The following is a 26,099-nucleotide window of genomic DNA, read 5'->3' on the forward strand; positions in this document are numbered from 1 at the left end:
AAGACGTCAGATCAGGCTGTGACAGCCATATCCATGCTGACCAGCTCATCAGCAGGATAAGGACCTCCCGCTATGATCTGAATAGCCAGCAATCCGATACTGTCAGGGGCACGCTGCCCAAGCGGCAGCACAGCATTGCCGTTGGTCCAGCGGCAATGCACGGTCTCCAGCCTGTCCCATCCCGGCAAGTCGCTCTGTCCCAGATGAGTCTCGATAGGACGCGTAACCGCGGCCTCGAACAGAAGGACCTCACCAACCAGCACACCGAGCTGCCGACGATCATCGACGAATGGGCCGATCATATCATAGGGACGGCTGGTACGAGAGACGATGCGGACATCTCTGACATCTCCCGACACCATGAACATGACACGATCATCGGTCCTGCGGACAGGATGGAGGATATGCCCACTGCCCGTCACCAGATGCAGCGCCGCATCGTCCGTGAAACGGACCGGGACCGTGCGGCTGGCAAGACCGGCCTGTTCCGCACGGGCTTCGATCTGGCGGAACAGCGGCTCGACGAAATCCCGCGATATGCGGAGAGGTGCCGCGGCATCGTTCCAGTCCAGATTGGGCCGACCAACCATCGCCACAACGCTGCCCTTGCTCTGGAACGCATAGCGGTTACCGGTATCGAGATAGCTTTCTGTCAGAACACCATCCGCCCTGATCACGGAATGGGTTTCCGTCTCGATATGATAGCAGTCATAGACCATGCTGGTTTTATCATAGAAGATCGAACGACCATTCACGAGCATTCTCACCGGAACGAAGGCTCCGTCGAGAAACAGGCAATGTTCAGCCGTGATCAGCATATCCTTGTACGGCACATCTGGAGCAATGGCATCCTTGAGCACACGCACCGGATAACCTGCCTGATCATCAGGAACAGCAGACTGGACCCGTATCTGTGATTTGCCAACCCATGTCACCTTGCGGATAGAGACTGTTCCACCATGATAGGTGACGATCTCATCCCCGACATCGATGTCCTGCACAGGAACCTCTCCCTGAGCCAGCGTCACCATGCTGTCAGCCAGGAAGCAGGGAGCAGATCCATCTATACCGGCAGAGGTCACCAGACTACCCCCACCCGCCACGGTGGTCGGGTCTGTAATGATGGCACCGGAAGACACTGTCATGGTGAAAGCACCGGCCGTCGCAGTTCCCAGATAAGGGGATGTGACTGTTGCACCGGACATCACCGTCACATTGGCGGCACCATCTGCACCAGGGCCACTATTGACGTAGGTATCGTTGATGGAGCTGCCACCGGAAGAAATCGTCACCACATTCGAATTATAGACGTTTCCCGACACCGTGGCGCCATTGGCAACGACCAGGTATCCGTTCACCTCGGAAGAATTGACCATCGTCCCGCCGTTGAGCACGGAGACGGTCGGAACACCGCCGGAAATCGTCGCACCGGAGACCACGGCTCCGCTTGAAACGGTCAGTGTTCCGATATTGGACAGAACTACCGGCCCGGTCACTGAAGTCGTGCCGCTCTGGTAATAGGTCGTGCCACTGACATTGACTGCGGACCAGTTGCCACCGTTCAGGACGGTCGCTCCGGAAACAGATGGCTCAGAATTAGGGGTTCCATCTCCATAGGTTGCCGCCATGGAAACGACAGAGCCGGACGTAGCCGTCACGGCGGATATGTTCGCACCGGAAGAAACGACGGCTGTCACGCCCGACCCCACCGTCAGGCCCGAGACATTTGCACCGGACGCAACGACCGCGCTCAGACCACCCACTGCTCCACTGGTAAAGGTCGCCCCATTCAATGTCGCACCGGCTGCAACAGAGACCGTTGCCGTTCCATCCGCAACAGACCCGCTGTTGATATAAGTATCGTTGATGGAACTGCCGCCAGAGGAAATCGTCACCGCATTCGAATTATACGTATTGCCGGACACAATGCCGCCATTGGCAACCACCAGATAACCGTTGATCTCAGTGGAGTCCGTCATCGAGCCACCACTGAGAACAGAAACGGTGGGAACGCCGCCGGACAAAACCGCTCCGGAGACAACCGCTCCGCTTGAAACGGTCAGCGTTCCGATACTGGACAGAACCACCGGGCCGGTCACCGAGGTCGTGCCGCTCTGGTAATAAGTTGTGCCACCCACATCGACGGCCGACCAGTTGCCGCCATTCAGGATGATATAACCACCTGCATGGATCACACCTGTGCTATCTGTCACCGCGGCGCGACCACCGGATTCAAGCGTCATACTGGTAATATTGGCTCCAGCCCCGCTGACGACCGCGCCGGAAGAAACCGTTGTGGTGTCAAGGTTGGCGCCTGCAGAGGCCATCAGCAGACCGCTACCCGTCACGACAGTATTGCTGACCGTAGCACCGGAAGACACAACGGCCGTTGCCCCCGCCCCTACCGTCAGATCCGAGACATTCGCACCGGACGCAACGACCGCGCTCAGACCACCCACTGTTCCACTGGTAAAGGTCGCCCCATTCAATGTCGCACCGGCTGCAACCGAAACCGTTGCCGCTCCATCCGCAGCAGATCCGCTGTTGATATAAGTATCGTTGATGGAACTGCCGCCAGAGGAAATCGTCACCTCATTCGAATTATACGTATTACCGGACACAACGCCGCCATTGGCAACAATCAGATAACCGTTAACCTCGGTGGAGTCCGTCATCGTGCCACCGCTGAGAACAGAGACGGTGGGAACGCCGCCGGACAAAACCGCTCCGGAGACCACGGCTCCGCTTGAAACGGTCAGCGTTCCGATACTGGACAGAACCACCGGCCCGGTTACTGAGGTCGTGCCGCTCTGGTAATAAGTTGTACCACTGATGTTGACTGCAGACCAGTTGCCACCAGTCAGAATCGTAGGAGATGTCATTGAGGTCTGGCTCCATCGCTGTTAAGTGCTGTCATTGAAGGAATCGTCTTGATGGTCGAAATAACCGCTTCAGGCGTAATCAAACGTGAACATTCAAACTGCCTGTCCGTGTTTTCATGGCGCGGACACCAGAAAATATTATTGTGATCAAATGTGATTCTTGGATCATTCCAGCAGGAATTACAGGAATTCCAGTTAATGACCCGATATGGTGTATAAAATTCGTTGGTCGGGTGCGTAAAACCTGAAATCAACACAACATTGACTCCGACAGCCCAAGCCAGCCAGGCAAGGCCTGAGCTGGTACCAATAAAAAACTCGGCATGGGTCAGCCAGCGCACACGCTCTTCAAGGGGACGATCGCCGGTCTGATCCTCGCAACCATGTGGAATATGGTTCCAAACCCAATTTTTTCCATGCACAGGTTTCTGATCAATGCAGATGACGCGCAATCCCTGATCCTTCAGGAATTTGATAACTTCTCTCCACCCATCCGGATTGTTCCAGTATTTGCATTGTGATGATGCTTGCGCGGCAATACAGACATAGCGGTCAGCAATCGGTCGGGAATTATCACGGATGGCAATTTCGGGCCTGACCTCACTTGGATCGACACCCAGAATATAGGCTGCCGTCTTATGCAGACCGACATGCCGGAAGTCGCTGGGCTGCCAGTTCTTGTCCTCATCCGTAAAGAACAGGCCAATCCGGTAAGTTGCATAGGCTTTTTCCTGAAGATCGGAATCAGCCAGAGCTTCCTTCGTAAGAAACTCGATCTGCGGATACTGATCCTTGAACAGGGAAATGAATTTATCCGCGACAATGCAAACCGTTCTGGCCCCCGTTTTCTCCTGAAAGCGGGGAATGTAGGAAAACCATGCAATTGCATCCCCCAGCGTGCCGACCGGGATCTGGATCAGGATGATCTTGTCAGCCGGATCGAACTGGTGGCGAAAAACGTCCCTGATACTGCCATCATCCGATACAAAAACGACCTTGATCTCGTAGCGGAGAAAATATCGTTTCGCCGATTGCAGATGACCGCTTTTCAGATCACCATGATACAGAATGACACCAGATGCCTTATCACGGAGCGTCACTCTCCAGACCCCATCCTCCCGCTCCGGAAAATGAACTCTGGCACCGTCATTAAAATCAAAACGAATACCCTCAACCCCTTCCTGCGTCAGGACAGAGGGGGCCGGGATATACGCGCCGCCATGAAGACAAACAGATTCTGCAACCAAGACCAGAAACACCCCCGTGCAGTTGCCGTTTTGGATATCAAGAATATAGGATAAATATCCTTATATCTAACATATATAATTAAACATCTATTCAATAAAAATACAAGACTATAAACATGTAAACAGAATTGTGTTCAAATTTTGTTTACAATTTAAGCAATATAAATTTTAAATTTATTATTTGATTATCTATTTTCTACTATTGATTGTGTTTTGTTTATTTACGACCAATTATATATTGGAATGGTCAACAGTGATGGATAATGTCCGGCATCGCGTGACCTGATGCAATGCGCGTCATGGCATCTGACACAGGACATGGTATCGTTCTCTACACAACGATACGCAGCCCTGATCAGCATCAGCAGTTATGGAGGGATATGCGAGAGCACACCGCTCATCCTGCTTTGTGCGGTGGCTTGGACCGGAGGTGAGTCTCTTACGACTGACACCTGCAATCAATTGATTTTATTGAGCTGGAAGAGCTGGCTGGGGCGGGAGGATTCGAACCTCCGCATGGCGGAATCAAAATCCGCTGCCTTACCGCTTGGCTACGCCCCAAGGCACTGTTTTGTATGCAGGGACAATCCAGGCATGTTCCTGCGCACCGGCGCTTGATAAGCGGAACCGGCGCGAAGGTCCATCCCCCTGATCAGGATTTAGTGCCGGAAATGGCGCATACCGGTGAACACCATGGCCAGGCCGGCCGCATCGGCAGCAGCAATCACCTCATCATCCCGTACCGAGCCACCGGGCTGGATCACGGCCGTGGCACCAGCGGCAGAGGCTGCCTCCAGACCATCAGCGAAGGGGAAGAACGCATCAGAGGCCACCACGCTGCCCGCGATCAGCGCGCCGCCTTTCTGGGCGGCAATGCGGGCGCTGTCGACGCGGCTCATCTGCCCGGCGCCAATTCCGGTGGTGGCCAGATCCTTCGCATAGATAATGGCATTGGACTTCACATGCTTGCAGACGCGGAAGGCGAACAGAAGATCACGCCATTCCGCATCCGTCGGCGCCCGCTTCGTCACCACGCGCAGATCCTCGCGCCGGATGCAGCCATTATCGCGCGTCTGCACCAGCAGCCCGCCCGCCACGCTCCGCACCGCCATGCCCTGCTCAGCCGGGTCCGGCATGCCACCGGTCAGCAGCAGACGCAGCGCCTTTTTGCGCGCCACGATCTCCAGCGCGGCCTCATCCGCATCGGGGGCGACGATGACCTCGCTGAAAATGCTGGTGATGCGCTCGGCCGCTTCCGCATCCAGCCTGCGGTTGAGGGCGACAATGCCGCCAAAGGCCGAAACCGGATCGCAGCGCAGTGCCAGATCCCACGCCTCCGCCAGACTGGCCGCCGAGGCGACGCCACAGGGATTGGCGTGCTTGACGATGACAACGCTCGGCTGTTCGAACTCCGCCACGCATTCAAAAGCGGCATCGGTGTCGTTGATGTTATTGTAGCTCAGTTCCTTGCCCTGAAGCTGGCGTGCGGTCGCAACACCCGGACGTGCGCCCAGCGCATAGAATGCGGCGCTCTGATGCGGATTCTCACCATAGCGCAGCCCCTGACGCAGGCTGCCCCCGATGGAGAAATGACGCGGAAATTCCTCCTGAACCGCGCCCTGGGGGGAAAGCCAGGTCGCAAACCAGCCCGCAATGGCACTGTCATAGGCCGCCGTGCGGGCAAAAGCCGCCGCCGCCAGCCGACGGCGCAGCGTGGCATCCGTGCCGCCATGCGCGGTGAACTGATCCAGCACTGCCTCATACTGCGCGGGGTCGGTGACGATGGTGACGTGATCGTGGTTTTTCGCCGCCGCACGGGTCAGGGCGGGGCCCCCAATATCAATATTCTCGACACAGGTTTCGAAATCTGCGCCGGAGGCAACCGTGGCCTCGAACGGGTAAAGATTGACGCAGACCAGATCAATCGGGGCAATGCCGTGCTCATTCATCTGCGCGACATGCTCCGGCAGATCACGGCGACCGAGAATGCCGCCATGGATCTCCGGCACCAGCGTTTTCACCCGCCCATCAAGGATCTCGGGGAAGCCGGTATGCGCAGAGACATCCTTTACCGCCACTCCGGCCTCCCGCAGCGCCGCGGCGGAACCGCCGGTGGAGAGAATCTCCACCCCGCCAGCCGCCAGAGCCTTGGCAAAGGGAATCAACCCGGTCTTGTCAGAGACGGAAATCAGGGCGCGACGAATAGGGGCGGTAGCGGTCATGATGGGTGCGAACTCCGGCTGGAAGACTGCTAGCGTGTCTCCCAAGCCGCGCGCGACGACAAGAGCCTTCGCCGCATGCCCGCCCCCCTGCTGCCTTCTGTTGCCTCGATAGGACAATATCAGCGGGCGGCGTGAAGCTCCGGCCGCACTGGCAGGTTCTGGGCTTCACGCACCGCCATCCACGCTTTCGTCACAGCGTCGGAGAACATCATCCCCGGTGCCTTCTGACAGACGCGATAGACGGTGCGGGCGCGTTCGATCTTGTGCGGGGTGCTGTCCGGCAGTTCTGCCGTCGGCAGGCCCTTCGCAGCGGCATTGCTTTCCAGCGTGCGGAAAGCATCATCGATTGTCTCGAACCAGCCTATCTTGCGGGAGGAAATATGGTTGCGCGCCACCATCGCTTCGATCCGGCGGCTGTTGACCACCTCTCCAACCGCGGCACTGTAATCGGCACAACGCGGGCGATAGTTGTCCGTGGCGGCCTGAGCCTGTTTGACGGGCAGAAAACCACTGATTGCAACAGCCACAGCGGCAAGCCGGGCAAACGGATGAAGCATCTTCCTGGAAAGGTGCATGATGGGCGATCTCCGGCACGTCGGTTCGACAGACCCGGCGGTAACGCCGGATATGTCTCATTTAGACATGTCGAACGGCGGATGCATCCATCTTCGCACCTGCACAATACTATGTCACAATCCGGCAGATGTTCTGCAATATAAGACCGTTTCAAGTCAGTGCGGAGAGGCCGTCAGAAGGAATGCCCTTTTCTCTTTTTCGCGCTTATTCTTTCTCGATGGTGCATTGCAGAGGGTGCTGGTTATGGCGGGCCAGATCCATCACCTGCGTTACCTTGGTCTCGGCGACCTCATAGGTGAAGACGCCGCAGACCCCGACCCCACGCCGATGTACATGCAGCATGATCTGGGTCGCTTCTTCGCGGGTTTTCTGAAAAAATCGCTCCAGCACATGCACGACGAATTCCATCGGCGTGTAGTCGTCGTTCAGCATCAATACCTTATATAAGGACGGCTTGCGTGTTGCCGGGCGCGTTTTCGCAATCAACCCCGTGCTGGTGCCATCCCCGGCATTGCCCTGCCCGTGCTCATCGCTGCCATGGATATCGATCATGGTATTCTGTCCCGTCATGAAGCCGCACCACGCATCGCTGGGGCGCGCGGCTCGCGCTGCCCTACCATATCGGATCAGGGCTGGCAGGGGAAAGAGGGAGCTGGCAGGGAAAATCACCTGATACATTCTGCAGACACAGGCACAACCGGACGCGGGATCGCTCACCCCATCCGATCAACGGCAGCAGAGACACGCTCGGTCAGAGGGGCCAGAGCCTGCTCCGCCACCCGCATGGAAGCATCAGCCAACCGGCTGGTATCAACCACGGCTTTTTCCATCACGTCGCGGGCGAAGCTGTTCTGGACCTCGATCATATCCTGCACGGAGCGGGTTTCCGCCATACGGCGCATGGCATTGGTGGCCGTTTCCAGACCATCCTGAGCACTGGCCAGCCACTGACGGGACAGTTCCTGGAACCCGCTGGCCCAGACCTGACTGCACTGAAGCAAAGCATCAAGATTGTCGCGATGGAAGGCCATCAGATCGTCAGGGCCTGGAATCATGCTGTATCATTCCCGTTCATCCCGCGCCGGGAGGGAGCGGAGGAGACGTTCAGACTATACGGCCTGGTCTATCCGGCATCGGCAGGCGTCATGAAACGCCACTCCCGGACCGCCATAAGACATGCGCCGTCATGTTGCATTGCAACACGAAACGTCAGGTAGTCCTGCCTCCCATAAAAGTCAATAACGACAAGGCTTCCTCATCTCCGCCAGCCTGCCGGACGACTCAATGATGACAGTTCAGCAACAGCGGGAGGTTATCCGGCAACGCCGAGAACCGCTCTGCAAATCATCTGTTAACATACCGGAAATATTGCTTTTCCCGGCAAACGACGCTGGACAGCAGCCTTGCTCGCCGACTAGGTTTAACAATGCATGGGGGGGGATGGACCGTGGGGCGTATAAAAGCTGACAGAGCACAGGCAAGCCAGGCCATTGCGGCGGACGAGACACCTGTCATGATGGTGTCTCCTCTCCGCCGAAACTGGCGCTCCCGCCTCACTCCCGCCCTGTTCGGCAAGATCGTCCTGCGCAGCACCATTATCGGCGGGCTGCATGTGTCTGCAGGCGCCGCGTTCCTCACCACCGCAGGGGCCGGCTTCTCCACCACGGCCTGCGCCCAGATTGGTTCCGAGCGATACAGCTCCATCGTCGTCGACGCCAATACCGGCGCCGTCCTCTCCGCCTCCAGCCCCGATGAACTGCGTCACCCCGCCAGCCTGACCAAGATGATGACGCTGTATATGCTGTTCGAAGCATTGCGGGATCGCCGGGTCTCCCTTGATGATCTGGTCCCGGTCTCAGATCATGCGGCCTCCATGTCACCCTCCAAGCTTGGGCTGGTCCCCGGCACGAGGCTGACGGTCGAGGAAGCCATTCTCGGGCTGGTGACAAAATCCGCCAATGATGCCGCCGCCGCTGTTGGTGAAATGCTGGGTGGTAGCGAAGAGCAGTTCGCGCAGATGATGACCGTCCGCGCCCGCGCGCTCGGCATGACCCGCACCGTATTCCGCAACGCATCCGGCCTGCCGGATCCGGAACAGATCAGCACCGCCCATGATATGGCTGTGCTGGCCCGTCATCTGATTCTCGATTTCCCGTCTGAATATCGTTACTTCAGCACCCCCAGCTTCGTATTTCACCGCCATGTGATCCCGAACCATGATCGCATGCTCTCCATCTATCCGGGTGCGGATGGACTGAAGACAGGTTATACCAATGCATCCGGGCTGAATCTGGTCACATCCGCGCTGCGTAATGACGTCAGACTGATCGGCGTGGTGTTCGGCGCCTCCAACAAATATGAGCGCGACAGCCATATGACGGCCCTGCTCAATGCCGGATTCAGACAGGAAGGCGTGCAGTCTGACGGTATGGCTGTGGCACAGGCACGGGCGCCGTCCTTCATTTCCTCCGCTCACGCTTCAGCAATGCCTGTTTCCGCACGGATGCGGGTTGCTCGTCATCAGACCCGTGTTCCGGCCGCGCGGGAGGTCGAGGTGGCCGAAGCCCCCGCCATGCCACGCAGCAGACTGCACCGCTCCGTCTCCGTAGTGCAGGTTGGCGCTTTCAGCACCCGTGCCGCCGCCCAGCGTGCCGCGGTAGGGGCCGCCCATCAGGATGGCGGCAAGGTGCGGGTGACACCCGTGGTGGTGAAGGGGCAGAAGCTGTGGCGGGCGCAGGTCCAAAAAGTCTCCTCTACCGTCAAATCATCCAAGGCACGCCACACACAGGTGGCAGCCCGTTAAGCCCTCCTGACTTTTCCGGCTGACGGCCTATATCTGTTCCAGCCGTCCACCTGGACGGCTTCCCGGAAGGGGCGAAATGTTTTTCCATTTCGCCCCATTGCTTATGCACATTTGCCGGGACAGGGTCTGCACAGCCTGTCCCCTGTCAATTTCTGTCGATCGAAAGTCGTGAGGATACAAAATTTCATGAATCAGGCGCATCGGATCGTGGTGGTGGGCGGTGGAGCCGGTGGACTTGAACTCGTCACCGCTCTGGGCAACACGCTGGGGAAACACGGCAAGGCCCATGTGACGCTGATCGACCGCGCACGGGCGCATGTCTGGAAGCCCCTGCTGCACATCATTGCCGCCGGCAGCATGGACCCGGGCGAGCATCAGGTGAACTATCTGGCGCAGGCAAAATGGAACCATTTCGACTTCCGGCTTGGGGAAATGATCGGGCTGGACCGGCAGGCGCAACTGGTTCATCTGGGTGAAATGCGGGATGAGGAAGGGCGGCAGATCACGGCCCCGCGCTCCATCCCCTATGACACGCTGGTCATCTGCCTTGGCAGCGTGACCAATGATTTTGGCACGCCGGGGGCGGCTCAGTATGCTGTCCCGCTGGATACCCCGACCGAGGCCGTCCGTTTCAATCGTCGTTTGTTGAATGCATGTATCCGTGCGCAGTCTCAGGATGGACCGCTGCGCCCCGGTCAGCTTCATGTCGCCATTATCGGCGCGGGCGCAACCGGCAGCGAACTGGCCGCCGAGCTGCATAGTACCGCCCGCCAGATGGTGGCATATGGTCTCGACCGGATCGATCCGCAGCGTGACATGCGCATCATGCTGATAGAAGCAGCGTCACGCATCCTGCCTGCCCTGCCGGAGCGTATGTCGGCCGCGACCGAAGAGCTGCTGAAAGGGCTGGGGGTTGAGGTCATGACCAACTGCCGCGTGGCTGAAGTACGGGAAGACGGGGTGCAGCTTTCGTCCGGCACATTCCTGCCGGCTGAGCTGGTCGTGTGGTCAGCCGGAGTCAAGGCCCCGGATTTCCTGCGCGACATTGACGGGCTGGAAACCAATCGCGCCAACCAGTTGGTGGTCGAACAGACGCTCCAGACCACCCGTGATCCGAACATCTTCTCCTTCGGCGACTGTGCCGCCTGCCCGCTGGATGAAACCGGGCGTCTGGTGCCACCGCGTGCTCAGGCAGCCCATCAGCAGGCCAGTCACATGGTCGGGCAGATCAAACGCCGCATGGCCGGAGAGGCGCTCAAACCCTATCATTACCGGGATTTCGGCTCTCTGGTCTCGCTGGGACGCTACAGCACGGTTGGTAATCTGATGGGCTCTCTGGTCGGCAAGAACATGTTTATCGAGGGCTATTTTGCCCGATTGATGTATCGTTCGCTCTACAAGATGCATGAGGTGGCCGTGTCAGGCTGGTGGCGTACCATCGTGGATACACTGGCACGCAGCCTGTCCTCCCGCGTGGAACCAACCGTGAAACTGCATTGACGTCAGGACAGGGTGTTTCTATTGCCCCGGGTTCAGGCGGTACACGGCATGGTCACAATGGGATTGCCGCGCGCTGGTATAGTGGGTCAGATTGGCGGAATATCCGCATTGAGGCCGGGGAGTGGATTGAATGGACGGTGAGTCCGACTCAAAGCGTATCATCCTGCATCGGCCGGAGGATTTTGTCGGCATGCGCGCAGCCGGACGGCTGGCGGCGGAGACGCTGGATTTCATCACCCCCCATGTCCGCCCCGGCGTCACGACCGAAAAATTGAACCAGTTGTGTCATGATTTCATTGTCGATCATGGCGCCATTCCGGCACCGTTGAACTATCGCGGTTTCCCGAAATCGATCTGCGTCTCCATCAACCATGTCGTCTGTCACGGCATTCCCGGAGAGAGAAAACTGGACGATGGCGATATCCTCAATATCGATGTCACCGTCATTCTGGATGGCTGGCACGGCGACAGCAGCCGCATGTATGCGGCGGGCACCCCGGCAACCAAAGCGCGCGTGCTGATGGATGTGACCTATCAAAGCCTGATGCGTGGCATCGAAGCAGCAAAACCCGGAGCAACACTGGGCGATATTGGTCATGCGATCCAGAGCTTTGTGGAAAGCAAGCGCATGTCGGTCGTACGGGATTTCTGCGGTCATGGAATTGGCCGTACCTTTCATGCCGCCCCCAACGTGCTGCATTACGGTCGCCCCGGCAGCGGTACCGTGCTGAAACCCGGTATGTTTTTCACCATAGAGCCGATGGTGAATGCGGGGCGCCCGGACGTAAAGGTTCTGGACGATGAATGGACCGCGGTCACACGGGATCGCAGCCTGTCCGCACAATATGAACACATGATCGGCATCACAGAGACAGGCGCTGAAATTTTCACCCTCTCCCCTGCCGGATACAATGCATGGCCCTATCCGGTCTGATGATACGCATAAGAAAATAGGAAACCGACGGAATGGCTAAAGGCGTCGGAGACGTTTCTGGCCCGCTGGGCAGACATATCCTGCGCCAGGAAACCTCGGTTTCCGAAACTCTCTCCCCCGCGCGCTCTGTCGAGGATGTTGCGGCCAATTCTGCGCTGGTGACATCCGTTCCTCCCGGCAAAGGAACCGAGGGGCATCGTGCCAGAATGCGCCAGCGGCTGCTGACGCATGGGCCGGAGGCGCTGGCGGATTACGAAATGCTGGAAATGCTGCTGTTTCTGGCGCTTCCCCGCCGCGATACCAAACCGCTGGCAAAAGACCTGCTGAACCATTTCGGCAGTTTTGCAGCCGTCATCAGTGCATCCCCCAGGGAATTGACCACCATCAAGGGCGTGGGAGAAGCAGGTGCTGCGGCGCTGGCCCTGGTGCGGGCCGCATCCCTGCGTCTGCTACGCGCCGATGCCATGGAACAGCCGGTGCTGAACAACTGGGAAAGGCTGATCGCCTATCTCAATGCTTCTCTGGCAAGGGAAAAGAACGAGCAGTTCCGCGTGCTGTTTCTCGACAATCGCAACCAGTTGATCGCGGATGAAATTCTCGCGCATGGCACAGTCAATCACGCACCTGTCTATCCACGGGAAGTCGTGAAACGTGCACTGGAACTGCATGCGACCGCCCTGATCGTGGTGCACAACCATCCCAGCGGAGACCCAACCCCGTCCGCCGAGGATATCCGTATGACCAGAGAATTACGGGAAGCCGGACGTCTTCTGTCGCTGGATCTGCATGATCATGTCATCATCGGACGGCATGGCTGGAGCAGTTTTCGTAAACAGGGCCTACTGTGACCATATCCACGCTTATTGTCTTCAAATATAATGCGCCTTTTAATTGCCGATCCAGTAAGACTATTCTTAATGACGAAAGACGGTAGCCATTGGGAAACAACATGACACGTGTACTGGTCATAGAAGATGATGAAGAAGTCGGGCCGTCCCTTCAATCAAATCTGCTCGCCCGCAATTATGATGCCCAACTGGCGGTCACAGGCATGCAAGGTCTGGAGGCAGCGACCAAATCCGGCTTCGATGCCATGATTGTTGATCGAATGCTGCCTGAACTGGACGGATTAAGCCTGATCGGGCGGTTGCGGGAACAGAATATTCAGACGCCAGCCCTGGTCCTGAGCGCGCTTGGCGCGGTGGATGATCGTATCGAAGGACTGCGTGCCGGCGGCGATGATTATCTCGTCAAGCCTTTTTCGCTTGAAGAACTCATAGCCCGAATCGAGGCGCTGGTCCGACGTCCGGTCAGTCAGGCCAGCCTGCAACTGCGTGCTGGTCCGCTGCGGCTGGATCTGCTGAACCGCACGCTTTCCTGCGCGGACAAAACCGTCGATCTGCTGGCCATGGAACTGAAGCTGCTGGAATACATGATGCGGCGTCCTGAACAGGTGGTAACACGGGCGATGCTGCTGGAAGACATCTGGCGTTATCGCTTCCTGCCGGAGACCAATCTGGTCGATGTGCATATGGGCAAACTGCGTCGCAAGCTGGCCGAAGCTGGCGGTGACGGGCTGATCCATACCGTGCGTGGTGCCGGTTTCATGCTGCGCATCCCTGCCGAGACCAACAACGCAGCCTCCGCCTGACCCGCCCGGCAGGACACGCCCTTTTGTCATCCAGTCATGGGACTCCAGGCACATCCAGCCCCACCTCCCCCCTCGCAATGATCAGGGAGATCTTCCACACCACCACCTTCCGGCTGGCCATGGCATTGGGAGGATCATTCCTGCTGGCCATTCTGTGCCTGTTTTCATTCGTTTATGTACAGACATCCATTCTGGAAACCGAACGTGTAGACAGGACGCTGGCGCATGATGCCAGACAACTGGTCGCGGATCGTATGGAGGATACGCTCCGCGCCGTTGATCTCAATGTCGTCAACGACCTGCACCGGGTGACACTGGTTGGTGTTTTCGAGGCCGATGGCACTCGCATTGTCGGTAATCTGCTGCATCTGCCCAAGCATCTGCCGATAGATGGGGTTGCGCATGGTATCAAACTGCTACGTCTGGATGGGGAATACAGCGTGCGCGAAAAAATGCGCGCCGTCGCCCTGCGTATTCATGACGGGCGGATTCTGATTCTGGCCCGCAATATCGAACAGTTGGATGAATTGCGGCATGTGGTGCTGCGCGCCCTGCTGATGGGTGTGGTGCCTGCTGTTATACTGGCGCTGATCGTGGCGGTATGGATCAGCGCCAAGACGCTGGATCGTGTGCGCGACTTCCATACCTCCATCGCCCGTATCATGAATGGCGACCTCAGCGAACGATTGTCCCTGCGGGGTGGCGACGGAGATTTCGACCGGCTCTCTACCAGCATCAACGGTATGCTGGACCGTATCGAGGATCTGATCCGCGATCTGAAAAGTGCGGGCGATAATATCGCTCATGACTTGCGCACCCCCCTGACACGGGTGCGGATGCGGCTGGAACAGGCCCGCGCAGCACAGGATCTGGATTCGGCTCATGCCGCCATCGATCTTGCCCTGAACGGAGCGGATCGCACGCTGAGTATCATTACGGCCCTGTTGCGCATCGCGGAAATAGAGACGGGCCAGCGGCGCTCCCATTTCAGTGCCGTCAATCTGCCTGACCTGCTGTCCGACCTTGAAGCACTTTATGGCAGCATCGCAGAAGATGCCGGACTGACACTGGGCATTACTACCCCGCCGCCCCCTGTTCCGGCCATCTATGCCGATGCCGATCTGTTGATGGAGGCGCTCGCCAATCTGGTCGGTAATGCCATCAAGTTTACGCCGGCACCGGGCGATATCATGGTGGAAGTGTATCTGGCGCATGATGGCGCCATGCTGATCAGTGTCAGCGATACCGGCCCCGGCATCTCACCTTTCGAGCGCAAGCTGGTCACCCAGCGCTTCTATCGATCCGATCGCAGCCGCCATGTAGAGGGCACCGGGCTTGGACTCAGCCTGGTCGCAGCCGTAGCCTCCCTGCACGGCTTCAGCTTCACACTGGCGGATCGTAACGACACAAGCCACCACAGGCGCACCCATGACATGCCGACCGGCTGCATCGCCACGCTACGCTGCCCGCGGGAATCCGTGCTTTACAATGGCGCCTCCAACCGTGAGGAAGAACCGCGCGGAAGCTCATCAGCCTTTCCCCGCTCTCATGATAAAAACCCGACACAGCCCCCGCTCGCGCCACAGTAAGCCGGCATATGACCAGAGTTCCGTCTTATCCCGCCACCAGCTGGTGCAACTGACCGATCCCGTGACGCAGCCACATCGGTACCCAGAGTGGCACGTCCGGCTTGGTATCGCTGAATTCCTGCACACCATCCCAGATCATTTTCAGCGCGACATACAGCACCACCGCCAATCCGACCCACGCAATCCAGCGATAACGGGACAGCAGATTCGCCAGCGCATTGGCCACCACCCCCATCAGCAGCACCGACAGTACCAGCCCCGCCATCAGAATATAAGGGTGCCCCTCGGCCGCACCGGCCACGGCCAGAACATTGTCGAGGCTCATGGACAGATCGGCCAGCACAATCTGCGTCATCGCCTGTCGCATGGTTTTGGTCGGAGGAGAGGCCTCAAGATGCGGTTCCTGACGGCGCAATTCCCTATACATGCGCCAGCAGACCCATAGCAGCAGCAAGCCACCAGCAAGCGTCAGGCCGATAATTTCCAGAAGTTGCAGCGCCAGCAAACCAGCCGCAACGCGGATACCGGTTGCAATGGCAATACCCCAGAACACCGCTTTGCGCCGCTGCCCCGCCGGCAGCCCGGCCACAGCCAGCCCCACCAGCAGTGCATTATCACCCGCCAGAGCCACATCAATGAACACGACCTGAAAAAACTTGATCACCGCAGGACTGAAAACCAGCCCGTCCGGGAAGAGGGAGTCCATCATCTTTTCCATCCTCTACCGGGTTGAAGGCCCGGCCTGTTCCCCCACCAACGCGACAGGGGGTTGCCAAAACGGTGCAGGCGGGTTTCTACCTTCCTCTCCGCCCGCTTTGGAAGATGAGATCCCGATCATGGTTCCCCGCTATACCCGCCCTATCATGGCCGCCATCTGGGCGCCGGAAAACCGTTACCGTATCTGGTTCGAGATCGAGGCACTGGCCGCCGAGGCCATGGCACAGACCGGCATGATCCCGGAAGAAGCCGCCCGCACCATTCGTGAGCGCGGCAATGCCAAGGTCGCCACCATCACCCAGGCTGATCTGGACCGGATCGATGCGATCGAGGCCGAAACACGCCATGACGTGATCGCCTTCCTCACCTGGCTGGCCGAAGGGATCGGCCCTGACAGCCGCTTTGTGCATCAGGGCATGACCTCCAGCGACGTTCTGGACACCTGCCTGTCTGTGCAGATGACTCAGGCGGCCGACATCCTGCTGGCTGATCTGGACGAGGTTCTGGCGGCCCTGAAAGCGCGGGCGATCGAGTTCAAATACACCCCCACCATCGGCCGCAGCCATGGCATCCATGCGGAGCCAACCAGCTTTGGCCTGAAGCTCGCCGGACATTATGCCGAATTCGCCCGCAACCGGAAGCGGCTGGAGCAGGCCCGCGCGGAAATCGCCACCTGCGCGATCAGCGGCGCAGTCGGCACCTACGCCCATCTGGACCCGCGTATCGAAGCCTATGTGGCGGAGAAACTGGGGCTGAGCGTGGAGCCGGTCTCCACCCAGGTGATCCCCCGTGACCGCCATGCCGCGTTCTTCTGCACGCTGGCGGTCATCGCCAGCGGGATCGAGCGGCTGGCGATCGAGGTCCGCCACCTCCAGCGCAGCGAAGTGCGGGAGGCAGAGGAATTCTTCCATGCCGGACAGAAAGGCTCCTCGGCCATGCCGCACAAGCGGAATCCGGTGCTGAGCGAGAACCTGACCGGCCTCGCCCGTGTGGTGCGGGCCGCGGCGGTTCCGGCGCTGGAAAACGTGGCGCTGTGGCATGAGCGGGATATCAGCCACTCCTCGGTGGAGCGCGCGATCGGCCCTGATGCGACGGTCACTCTGGATTTCGCGCTGGCACGTCTTGCCGGCATGATGGCGAAGCTGACCGTCTACCCTGACCAGATGAGCAGCAATCTGGAGAGCCTCGGCGGTGTGGTGCATAGCGGCGAGGTTCTGCTGGCCCTCACCCGTGCCGGCATTCTGCGCGAGGATGCGTATCGCATTGTCCAACGCAACGCGATGGCAACATGGACCAAGCTCGGCCTGCCTGATGCGCGCAGCTTCCGCGACAATCTGCTGGCCGATCCTGAAGTGGCAGGCCGTATCACCGCCGAGCAGATCGACGCGGCCATGGACCCGTCCATGCATCTGAAGCATGTTGATACCGTGTTCGAGCGCCTGTTCGGCTGAACCGGCTGCATCAAGGGACGGCTGAAGGAGGCCGAGCATGTGTACGCTGGTCCTTCTTCGCCGTCCCGGCACAAACTGGCCCCTGCTGATCGCCGCCAACCGGGATGAGCGGCTGGCCCGTCCCTGGTTACCTCCTTCCCGACACTGGCCTGATATGGCGATCACGGGCGGGCTGGATATTTTGGCGGGCGGTACATGGATGGCGCTCAGCGATCAGGGCGTGGTTGCCGCCGTGCTCAACCGCACCGGCACGCTTGGCCCTCTTGCGGGCAGACGAAGCCGGGGAGAGCTCCCACTCCTCGCCCTGCACCATGGCAGCGCAAAAGCAGCCGTTCAGGCACTCGAAGAGCTGGATGCAGGCGCATGGCGTGGCTTTCATCTGGTGATTGCCGACCGACACCATGCTTTCTGCCTGATCGGCACCGGCCAGCCCGGCGCACCGGACATCCTCCCTCTCAAGGCAGGGGTCAGCATGATCACGGCCCATGATCCTGCTCCCATTCCCAGTCCTCGCGCAGCCCGCTTCCTGCCGGTTTTCGAGCATACAGCTCCTCCCTCCCCTCCTGACTGGGGCAGATGGCCCGCGATCATGACAGATCAGAAAGAGCCTCGGGACAGTTGCATCTATCTGCCACCCCAAAACGGATATGGCACGGTGTGCAGTTCCCTGCTGGGTATTTCAGCCAGTGGCGATCCGGTATGGCAGTTTGCTCCGGCGACACCCCATGCAACGAAATACAAGGCTATCGAGATACAAAAATAAAAAAAGGGGGGAGCCAGATTATCTCCGGCTCCCCTCTTCTTTTTGCCTCGACAGCATCGTCAGTCAGACGCTCATCCGAACTGGCTGCGACTGAGTGCGGAAACGCCGACCAGCGTGATCTGCGTGTTATCGGTCAATGTGAAGTGCATGTTGCCGGACCCGTCCACGCTCTTCGTCGCATAGGACGCATCCGCCTGTGCACCAGAGAACCCGTTCAGGATCAGACGATCAACACCCGCCGTGAAACCGGTGATCGTGTCAGAGCCTCCGGCCTGACCATTGGCAAAGGCAAAGATATCAACTGACGCGCTATTCGTGCTCCCGATCATCAGATCATCGCCAGTCCCCGCGAACATCACAGTGCCGTCAGCACCACCGCCATTCAGCGTCGTGTTGCCGCCGGCGGCCTGCAACACATTCCCACTCCCTGTCGCGGTCAGAACATCGCCATTCCCACCACCAAACGCCAGACTGTGCCCGGCAACAGAGATCTGGTTCAAACCAGCCGTCCCACCAAAATACGTGCCGTTGACGCCGTTATTCACCATGATGCTGCCATTGCCGCCCTGGATCGTGTCAGCGCCTCCGCCCCCCGTGTAGAACAGCGTCGCTCCGCTCTGACCAAAGGCAAGCAGCCCACCAGCCGAACCTCCAAACAGGTTCGACGTGCTGCCGGCGCCCGTCACGATAAACCCGCCGCCATTGCCCGCCGCGTAAGTCAGGTTACCCGCCGTGCCAAACAGGGTCGAGGCACCATCCCCACCCATAATGGTGCTCGCGCCGCCAGCCCCAATGAACATCACACCGGAAGACCCACCAGAAATCGTCGCGTTCGACCCAGCCGCACCAATCACGGTATTCGCGCCGGCTCCAACCGCGACATTATCCGCGCCATAGCTCCACAGAGAGTTCCCCTGGCCACTCAGCATGACGGTCGAACCGCCAGTCCCTGTCAGGATCAGATCATGACCGGCAGTAGCGTGGATTGTATCCTGACCACGACCGCCGAAGATGGTTGCAGAACCCTCTCCATCATGGAACACGGTCGAGCCTCTGCCACCGATCAGCAGGTCACCACTGCCAACAGCCTGCAGCACACCACCACCGGAACCACTCGCCAGAGTATCATGGCCGGAACCGCCAATGATCGTGTCAGCCTTCGAGCCACCTGCCAGATACTGGTTCAGCGTCGTGTTCACCTGCAATACAACCGGCGCTATTTCGTTTTTCAGCATCACCTGAACAAAAGACGGTGCAGAACTGCTGGATGAAGGCTCGAACACAAGATTCTGAAAGGAGCTCAACACTTCTGCAGTTGTACCAGCAATAGTGTATGTGCTGCCATCAGGACTGACCGTACCACTGCCAAGATTTGAAAAAATCCCTCTATAAGCTTCATTAAATCTAAATGAAGCTGTCATGGTTCCACTGGAAGAGGCGCCGCTCACGCTCACCTGCTTCGGCAGTTGGCTATAATCAGCCACATATAGAAGAGTACTGTCATCCGCATCTGCTTGGGTCAGAAGTGCCGGTGCATTGGCAAAGGTGAGCACATAATGGCCATAGCTGTTAGCCACAGTCACCGTATTACCGGACTGCGTAACCGTGGTATTGCTGCTGTACTGAAGCCAGTCCAGATCAATCTGATCCCCACTCTGAAAACCACTGATCACCGCCCCGGAAACAACTGAACGGAAATCGGTAATCAGCAATGTTCCACTACCAGCACTGCTGAAGGTCAATGAGCCACTCAAGCTTCCTCCCCTCAGGATAACCGCCGAGCCATTTCCAGTAATCACATCATCCACCGCAACGCCAGCCACAGTCTGAATACCACCGGTACTGATGATTGTGCCGCTGACAACACCACCTACGCTGATGATCTGGGTAGCATCGGCACTCACTATTGTGCCTGTTGCGGTGCCACCTGAAGATATGGTCTGGATTCCGGAAGCAGCAAGCATCGTGCTGATGACTGATCCACCCGACACAACAGCCTGTAAACCGCCGGAACTGATCACCGTCAAACTTGCAATGCCCCCACCTGACACAGACTGCGTTCCACCGCCCGCAACCGTCGTGCTGATAACAGAACCGCCTGACAAAACTGCCTGTAGCCCGTTTGCACTGATTTGTGTGAGACTGGCATTTCCACCAGAGGAAACGAACTGTGTTCCACCGCTGAAAACTGTCGCGCTGGTCACAGAACCTGCAGACAGGATGGTCTGGGTGCCTCCGCTGATGATTGCGCTTACAGCGTTTCCTCCAGACAGGACATTCTGGTTTGCATTATAATTGACTGCAGCCCCTACAAGCACGGCACCGTCATAGATGTTCTGGCTGCCGCCATACGTAATCAGCACATTGCTGACAATACTACCGGAATAAACATTCTGAATACCATTGACGGAAGCATTGATGGAACTGCCGCCCGCATAAACATTCTGCGTACCTGCCACCAGAATGTTGGAAGCCCTGCCACCGGAAGAAATATTCTGGATACTGCCGGTGGTCAGTCCCATGCTGCTGGTATTACCACCATAAAAAATATTCTGGATACCAGTAATAATTCCGCTGACCGCCATCCCGCCGGACGAAACATTCTGGATGGCACCACTGCTGACCATAACGCCATCATCAAGGCCGCCATCATAAATCGTCTGGATTCCACCGTTTTCGATATCCGTGCTGATGGTTTCTCCACCAGACGACACGAACTGCGTTGCCCCCCGGCTGACCGTTACGTTCATGGCGCTGCCGGCTGCATATACAATCTGAATACCGCCGGATTTCAGCGCCGTGTCACTGACTGTGCCACCAGATGAAATAATCTGGGTACCGCCATTGCTGACTGTCGCCCCACTATCCGTTCCACCGGCATAAACAGTCTGGGTCCCACCGGTCCTGATGACTGTGTCAGTGGCCGTGCCGCCATTGCTGATTGTCAAGGCACCGCCCGTGCTGATCACGGTGCTGCTCGCACTCCCCCCCTCTGAAACAACGATTAGACCAGCACTCCTAACGATGCTGCTGATAACGGTGCCCTCCACCGTAGCAGAATCATATTGCCCACCAGGGACACCCAGAATGAGACCTGTCGATGTCATGCCAGAAGCAATATCAATAACGGACATTTATTTATCCTTCTAAATATATTAATATTGAAATTAATAGAAATTCTTACTTTTATATTAAAATTTAAACTTTTTTATTTTATCACAAGATTTATATATTTAGAAAGAAAATATACAAATGTATATTTTTAATAAATAACAAATTTCAACACTTTCTTCCTGCCAGTTCAGGGCATGGTCTGGCACCTCTCAGATAAAAAAGGGGAAACGGACTTCTCCCGTTTCCCCTTTTCTACCAATAAATCGTTTTAGGCTATTCTTATCCGAACTGGTTCCGGCTGAGTGCGGAAACGCCGACCAGCGTGATCTGCGTGTTATCCGTCAATGTGAAGTGCATGTTGCCGGACCCGTCCACACTCTTCGTCGCGTAGGACGCATCAACCTGTTCACCAGAGAAACCATTCAGGACCAGGTGATCCGTACCAGCCGTGAAACCACTGATCGTGTCAGAGCCTCCGGCCTGACCATTGGCAAAGGCAAAGATATCAACTGACGCGCTATTCGTGCTCCCGATCATCAGATCATCGCCAGTCCCCGCGAACATCACAGTGCCGTCAGCACCACCGCCATTCAGCGTCGTGTTGCCGCCGGCGGCCTGCAACACATTCCCACTCCCTGTCGCGGTCAGAACATCGCCATTCCCACCACCAAACGCCAGACTGTGCCCGGCAACAGAGATCTGGTTCAAACCAGCCGTCCCACCAAAATACGTGCCGTTGACGCCGTTATTCACCATGATGCTGCCATTGCCGCCCTGGATCGTGTCAGCGCCTCCGCCCCCCGTGTAGAACAGCGTCGCTCCGCTCTGACCAAAGGCAAGCAGCCCACCAGCCGAACCTCCAAACAGGTTGGACGTGCTGCCGGCGCCCGTCACGATAAACCCGCCCCCATTGCCCGCCGCGTAAGTCAGGTTACCCGCCGTGCCAAACAGGGTCGAGGCACCATCCCCACCCATAATGGTGCTCGCGCCGCCTGCCCCAATGAACATCACACCGGAAGACCCGCCAGAAATCGTCGCGTTCGAGCCAGCCGCACCAATCACGGTATTCGCGCCGGCTCCAACCGCGACATTATCCGCGCCATAGCTCCACAGAGAGTTCCCCTGGCCACTCAGCATGACGGTCGAACCGCCAGTCCCTGTCAGGATCAGATCATGACCGGCAGTAGCGTGGATTGTATCCTGACCACGACCGCCGAAGATGGTTGCAGAACCCTCTCCATCATGGAACACGGTCGAGCCTCTGCCACCGATCAGCAGGTCACCACTGCCAACAGCCTGCAGCACGCCACCACCGGAACCACTCGCCAGAGTATCATGGCCAGAACCGCCAATGATCGTGTCAGCCGCTGCACCACCTGCCAGATACTGGTTCAGCGTCGTGTCCAGTTGCAGCACGATCGGAGCTGCCTCGTTTGACAGAGACAGACTGACCGAACTCGCAGAACCGCCACCGCTCGGCTGGAACACCAGGTTCTGCAACGCCGTGGAAACCTCGGCGGACGTCCCCGTCACGCTGTAGGTCTTGCCATCCGTGCTGACTTCACCAGAACCAAGATTCGCATAGCTTCCCGCATATGCAGAATCAAAGCCAAACTTAGCCGTCACACTGGAGGCCGTGCCACCAAGAGACATGCTCTGTGCTGGCAGAATGCCTCCCGCTGCATACAGCACAGTGGAACCATTCGAACCCTGCCGCGCAAGGAATACACGATTGCCAGGCCCGTCACTCGCAAAGTTCAGACTGTAGCTGCCATTCCCCGTCACAACGCTGGTAGTGCTGCCGGATTGTGTCACATAGGTCTGGCTGTCATAGCCGAGACCGGTCAGATCAATCTCATCGTCGCTCTGGAAACCGCTGATCACAGCGCCAGAGACGACCGCGCTGTTGTCTCCGATGACGAGCGTCCCACTGCCAACACCCGAGAAAGTCAACGAGCCACTGAGCACACCACCGCTATTGACAGTGACCGTCCCGCTACCGGCAATCACGTCATTCAACGCAACGCCGCCGGCAAAGATCTGCTGGCCACCACCAGAGGTCACAACAGTCCCACTAGCAACGCCGCCGGACTGGATGCTTTGCAACGCACCGCTACCGATTACCTGCGCACTATACGCAACCCCGGACAATGTCTGAAGTGTCCCAAGCAACTGGGTACCACTCGCCACACCGCCCGCATCCACGAACTCGCTGCCGGAACTGACAACCGTGCCAATCGCGACACCGCCCGAATAGATATTTTCCATCCCGCCCGACAGCACCGTGCCGGATGCAATGCCTCCACTGCTGATCAATGCATTGCCGCCGATCAGCACAGTGTCGCTGGCCGTGCCGCCGCTCAGATACAGATCACCATTGGTGGTTATGCGGGTGCCTGATACCGATCCACCAGACTGCACCACCGTCCTGCCATTGTTCAGCAGCGTGCCAATCGCGGAACCACCCGAAGAAACAATCAGGTCGCTGGCCTGATTCTCGATATCAACACCTGATACGCTGGCGCCGGAAGAAACAGTGAAGTTCCCACCTGACAAAACAGCAGACTGCGCCACGCCGCCACTGAGAAGGGATACATTACCGCCAAGACGGATGACTGTGCCGAGTGCACTCCCTCCCGCACTGATAATCTGGCTGCCGCCGCTGTTCACACTCGCCGACAGGACAGAACCGCCTGACGAAACAGCCTGCAAGCCACCATTGCTGATGACCGTGCCACTCGCGACACCGCCAGAGGAGACGAGCTGCAACGCCCCAGAAGCGAGAACCGTGGCCGTTGCCGTGCCTCCGGAAGACAGGGTCTGGGAAACCGCACTCAGAAACGACACGCCACTTACAGACGCACCATTCACCAGAACCTGCTGGGCACCGGCAGAGTAAACAATACCGCTGACAACAGCCCCACCATTCAGAACCAGACTGCCGCCAGAGCTCACCGTCGCAGACGTCGCAGAACCACCAGACAGAACAGACTCGATGCCACCAGAACTGATCTGCGTGCTGCTCGCTACGCCGCCAAACACAACATCCTGCTGGCCACCCAAACTGACGACTGTACCGCTCGCTACGCCGCCAGAGGATACACCCTGCACCGCACCAGAGGCGAGAACCGTTCCGATGGCCGTGCCTCCGGAAGACAGGGTCTGGGAAACCGCACTGAGAAACGACACGGCATTTGTAGACGCGCCACTCACCAGAACCTGCTGCGCACCAGCAGAGTAAACAATACCGCTGACTACAGAACCACCGTTCAGAACCAGGCTGCCGCCAGAGCTCACCGTCGCAGACGTTGCAGAACCACCAGAAGAAACAGACTCGGTGCCACCAGCACTGATGTGCGTACCGCTCGCTAAACCGCCAGACCAAACAACCTGTTTGCCACCAGAACTGATCTGCGTGCCGATCGCTACGCCGCCAATGTCAACATACTGGTTACCACCAGAACTGATCTGCGTGTCACTCGCTACGCCGCCAGTGTCAACATACTGATTACCACCAAAACTGATCTGCGTACCACTCGCTGCACCGCCAGAGGATACATCTTGCCTGCCACCAGAACTGATCTGTGTGCCGCTCGCTACGCCGCCAGAGGATACAAGCTGCTGCCCCCCAGAACTGATCTGCGTGCCACTCGCTACGCCAGAGAATACATACTGCTGGCCCCCAGAACTGATCTGCGTGCCACTCGCTACGCCGCCAGGCCGAACATACTGTTGGCCACCAGCACTGATCTGCGTACCACTCGCTACGCCGCCAGAGGATACAGTCTGCAAGCCACCAGAACTGATCTGCGTGCCTATCGCTACGCCGCCAGAGGATACATTCTGATAGCCACTAGAAGTGAGCAGCGTGCGACTCGCTATACCACCAGTGGATACAGTCTGTAACCCACCAGAACTGACCATCGTGTCAGTCGCTAAACCGCCAGCGGAAACAAACTGCCAGCCGCCAGAACTGACTGTCGCGCCATTTACTACACTACTATCAAGAATATACTCCAGTCCTCCCGCACCGATCCGGGTGCCGTTCGCTACACCACCGTATATGACAAACTGCTGTCCGAAATACCCGGGGCCTGCACTGACAAGATTGGCGCCATTCGCTACAGCACCCATAACAATAGTCTGCTGACCGCCAGAAACCATAGTCCCAATGGCTATACCACCAGAAGAAACAGTCTGGGAACCGCCACTCAATATCTGCGCTGAAACAGCAATACCATAAACATCTGCCCTGATATAGGTACCACCAGAAACAATTACATATCCACTTGAAGTAACACCAGAAGAAATAACAATAGTTCCATTAGCCATAAAACTAACCTTTGATTTTTAGAATAATTAATATATTTATATCATTTAAATTAATGTGGCGAGTAAAATTAAAATTAAATTTAATTAAATATTATTAAACGGAATGCCTAAGCGACGGCACAGGAAGAAAGCATCACTGATGTTTTTCGATGAACTGCAGGCTATTTTATAGAGCTGAGCATAAATATTCGCGCCATCAGAAGACACAGTTTGATTACCACCAGAATTTATCCGCGCTCTACTGCCACACTAATTGAGAGAAAATATTGGTGTCCCCATTACTGATCGTGTCCAAAATCAATATTTATTGTTAATATT

At 57.6% G+C, this 26,099-nt stretch carries 17 protein-coding genes and 1 tRNA gene; 8 read left to right on the top strand and 10 right to left on the bottom strand.

The genetic code is table 11. From position 1 onward, the window contains the following. Positions 1-11 precede the first annotated feature (11 nt). The 7 genes from GbCGDNIH8_RS08410 to GbCGDNIH8_RS08445 form a co-directional block, all read right to left on the bottom strand. Positions 12-2,882 (bottom strand): Hint domain-containing protein, encoded by a 2,871-nt coding sequence (locus tag GbCGDNIH8_RS08410; RefSeq protein ID WP_081368925.1) that lies wholly within the window; start codon positions 2,880-2,882, stop codon positions 12-14. Then, positions 2,879-4,141 (bottom strand): autotransporter strand-loop-strand O-heptosyltransferase, encoded by a 1,263-nt coding sequence (locus tag GbCGDNIH8_RS08420; RefSeq protein ID WP_072572859.1) that lies wholly within the window; start codon positions 4,139-4,141, stop codon positions 2,879-2,881. The genes GbCGDNIH8_RS08410 and GbCGDNIH8_RS08420 overlap by 4 nt, the downstream gene beginning before the upstream one ends. Positions 4,142-4,615: 474 nt before the next feature. Then, positions 4,616-4,690, bottom strand: a tRNA-Gln gene (locus tag GbCGDNIH8_RS08425). Positions 4,691-4,788: 98 nt separating this feature from the next. Beyond that, positions 4,789-6,351 (bottom strand): bifunctional phosphoribosylaminoimidazolecarboxamide formyltransferase/IMP cyclohydrolase, encoded by a 1,563-nt coding sequence (gene purH / locus GbCGDNIH8_RS08430; protein WP_072572860.1) that lies wholly within the window; start codon positions 6,349-6,351, stop codon positions 4,789-4,791. A gap of 119 nt (positions 6,352-6,470) precedes the next feature. Next, positions 6,471-6,926: a hypothetical protein gene (locus GbCGDNIH8_RS08435; protein ID WP_157692603.1), complete on the bottom strand. Its 456-nt coding sequence runs from the start codon at positions 6,924-6,926 to the stop codon at positions 6,471-6,473. Between the two features lie 205 nt (positions 6,927-7,131). Continuing rightward, entirely contained in the window at positions 7,132-7,497 is a 366-nt protein-coding gene (gene clpS, locus GbCGDNIH8_RS08440; protein ID WP_072573754.1) for an ATP-dependent Clp protease adapter ClpS, read from the bottom strand. A 143-nt stretch (positions 7,498-7,640) separates the two neighbouring features. After that, positions 7,641-7,982 carry a phasin family protein gene (locus tag GbCGDNIH8_RS08445; protein ID WP_072572862.1) on the bottom strand — a complete coding sequence of 114 codons (342 nt, stop codon included), beginning with the start codon at positions 7,980-7,982 and terminating at the stop codon, positions 7,641-7,643. A 458-nt stretch (positions 7,983-8,440) separates the two neighbouring features. Here GbCGDNIH8_RS08445 and GbCGDNIH8_RS08450 point away from each other — a divergent pair, with 458 nt between their 5' ends. The 6 genes from GbCGDNIH8_RS08450 to GbCGDNIH8_RS08475 all read left to right on the top strand — a co-directional run bounded on the left by GbCGDNIH8_RS08450 (position 8,441) and on the right by GbCGDNIH8_RS08475 (position 15,404). Further along, positions 8,441-9,730 (top strand): D-alanyl-D-alanine carboxypeptidase family protein, encoded by a 1,290-nt coding sequence (locus GbCGDNIH8_RS08450; RefSeq protein ID WP_172822934.1) that lies wholly within the window; start codon positions 8,441-8,443, stop codon positions 9,728-9,730. 186 nt (positions 9,731-9,916) lie between these two features. Next, entirely contained in the window at positions 9,917-11,230 is a 1,314-nt protein-coding gene (locus GbCGDNIH8_RS08455; protein WP_072572863.1) for an NAD(P)/FAD-dependent oxidoreductase, read from the top strand. Positions 11,231-11,360: 130 nt separating this feature from the next. Beyond that, positions 11,361-12,164, top strand: a complete 804-nt coding sequence (map, locus tag GbCGDNIH8_RS08460; protein ID WP_072572864.1) for a type I methionyl aminopeptidase — start codon at positions 11,361-11,363, stop codon at positions 12,162-12,164. Between the two features lie 32 nt (positions 12,165-12,196). After that, positions 12,197-13,012 carry a RadC family protein gene (gene radC / locus GbCGDNIH8_RS08465; protein ID WP_072572865.1) on the top strand — a complete coding sequence of 272 codons (816 nt, stop codon included), beginning with the start codon at positions 12,197-12,199 and terminating at the stop codon, positions 13,010-13,012. A gap of 101 nt (positions 13,013-13,113) precedes the next feature. Next, the gene (locus GbCGDNIH8_RS08470; protein WP_253735995.1) at positions 13,114-13,815 is read left to right on the top strand and encodes a response regulator transcription factor; all 702 of its coding nucleotides are present in this window, start codon (positions 13,114-13,116) and stop codon (positions 13,813-13,815) included. A 23-nt stretch (positions 13,816-13,838) separates the two neighbouring features. Beyond that, positions 13,839-15,404, top strand: coding sequence for a sensor histidine kinase (locus tag GbCGDNIH8_RS08475; protein WP_157692605.1), 1,566 nt, complete (start codon positions 13,839-13,841; stop codon positions 15,402-15,404). A gap of 25 nt (positions 15,405-15,429) precedes the next feature. Here the strand turns inward: GbCGDNIH8_RS08475 and GbCGDNIH8_RS08480 are convergent, their stop codons facing one another. Further along, the gene (locus tag GbCGDNIH8_RS08480) at positions 15,430-16,122 is read right to left on the bottom strand and encodes a YjbE family putative metal transport protein (protein WP_072572868.1); all 693 of its coding nucleotides are present in this window, start codon (positions 16,120-16,122) and stop codon (positions 15,430-15,432) included. 118 nt (positions 16,123-16,240) lie between these two features. Here GbCGDNIH8_RS08480 and purB point away from each other — a divergent pair, with 118 nt between their 5' ends. Beyond that, positions 16,241-17,572, top strand: a complete 1,332-nt coding sequence (purB, locus tag GbCGDNIH8_RS08485) for an adenylosuccinate lyase (RefSeq protein ID WP_072573756.1) — start codon at positions 16,241-16,243, stop codon at positions 17,570-17,572. Between the two features lie 37 nt (positions 17,573-17,609). Then, on the top strand, positions 17,610-18,335 hold the full coding sequence (locus GbCGDNIH8_RS08490) for an NRDE family protein (protein WP_072572869.1): 726 nt from the start codon (positions 17,610-17,612) through the stop codon (positions 18,333-18,335). A gap of 71 nt (positions 18,336-18,406) precedes the next feature. Here GbCGDNIH8_RS08490 and GbCGDNIH8_RS08495 read toward each other — a convergent pair whose 3' ends face one another. Continuing rightward, on the bottom strand, positions 18,407-21,469 hold the full coding sequence (locus GbCGDNIH8_RS08495) for an AIDA repeat-containing protein (protein ID WP_072572870.1): 3,063 nt from the start codon (positions 21,467-21,469) through the stop codon (positions 18,407-18,409). 259 nt (positions 21,470-21,728) lie between these two features. Then, positions 21,729-25,781 (bottom strand): AIDA repeat-containing protein, encoded by a 4,053-nt coding sequence (locus GbCGDNIH8_RS08500; RefSeq protein ID WP_081368926.1) that lies wholly within the window; start codon positions 25,779-25,781, stop codon positions 21,729-21,731. Between the last annotated feature and the right edge of the window lie 318 nt (positions 25,782-26,099).

The sequence above is a fragment of the Granulibacter bethesdensis genome (assembly GCF_001889545.1).
GTDB classification, from domain to species: domain Bacteria; phylum Pseudomonadota; class Alphaproteobacteria; order Acetobacterales; family Acetobacteraceae; genus Granulibacter; species Granulibacter bethesdensis_B.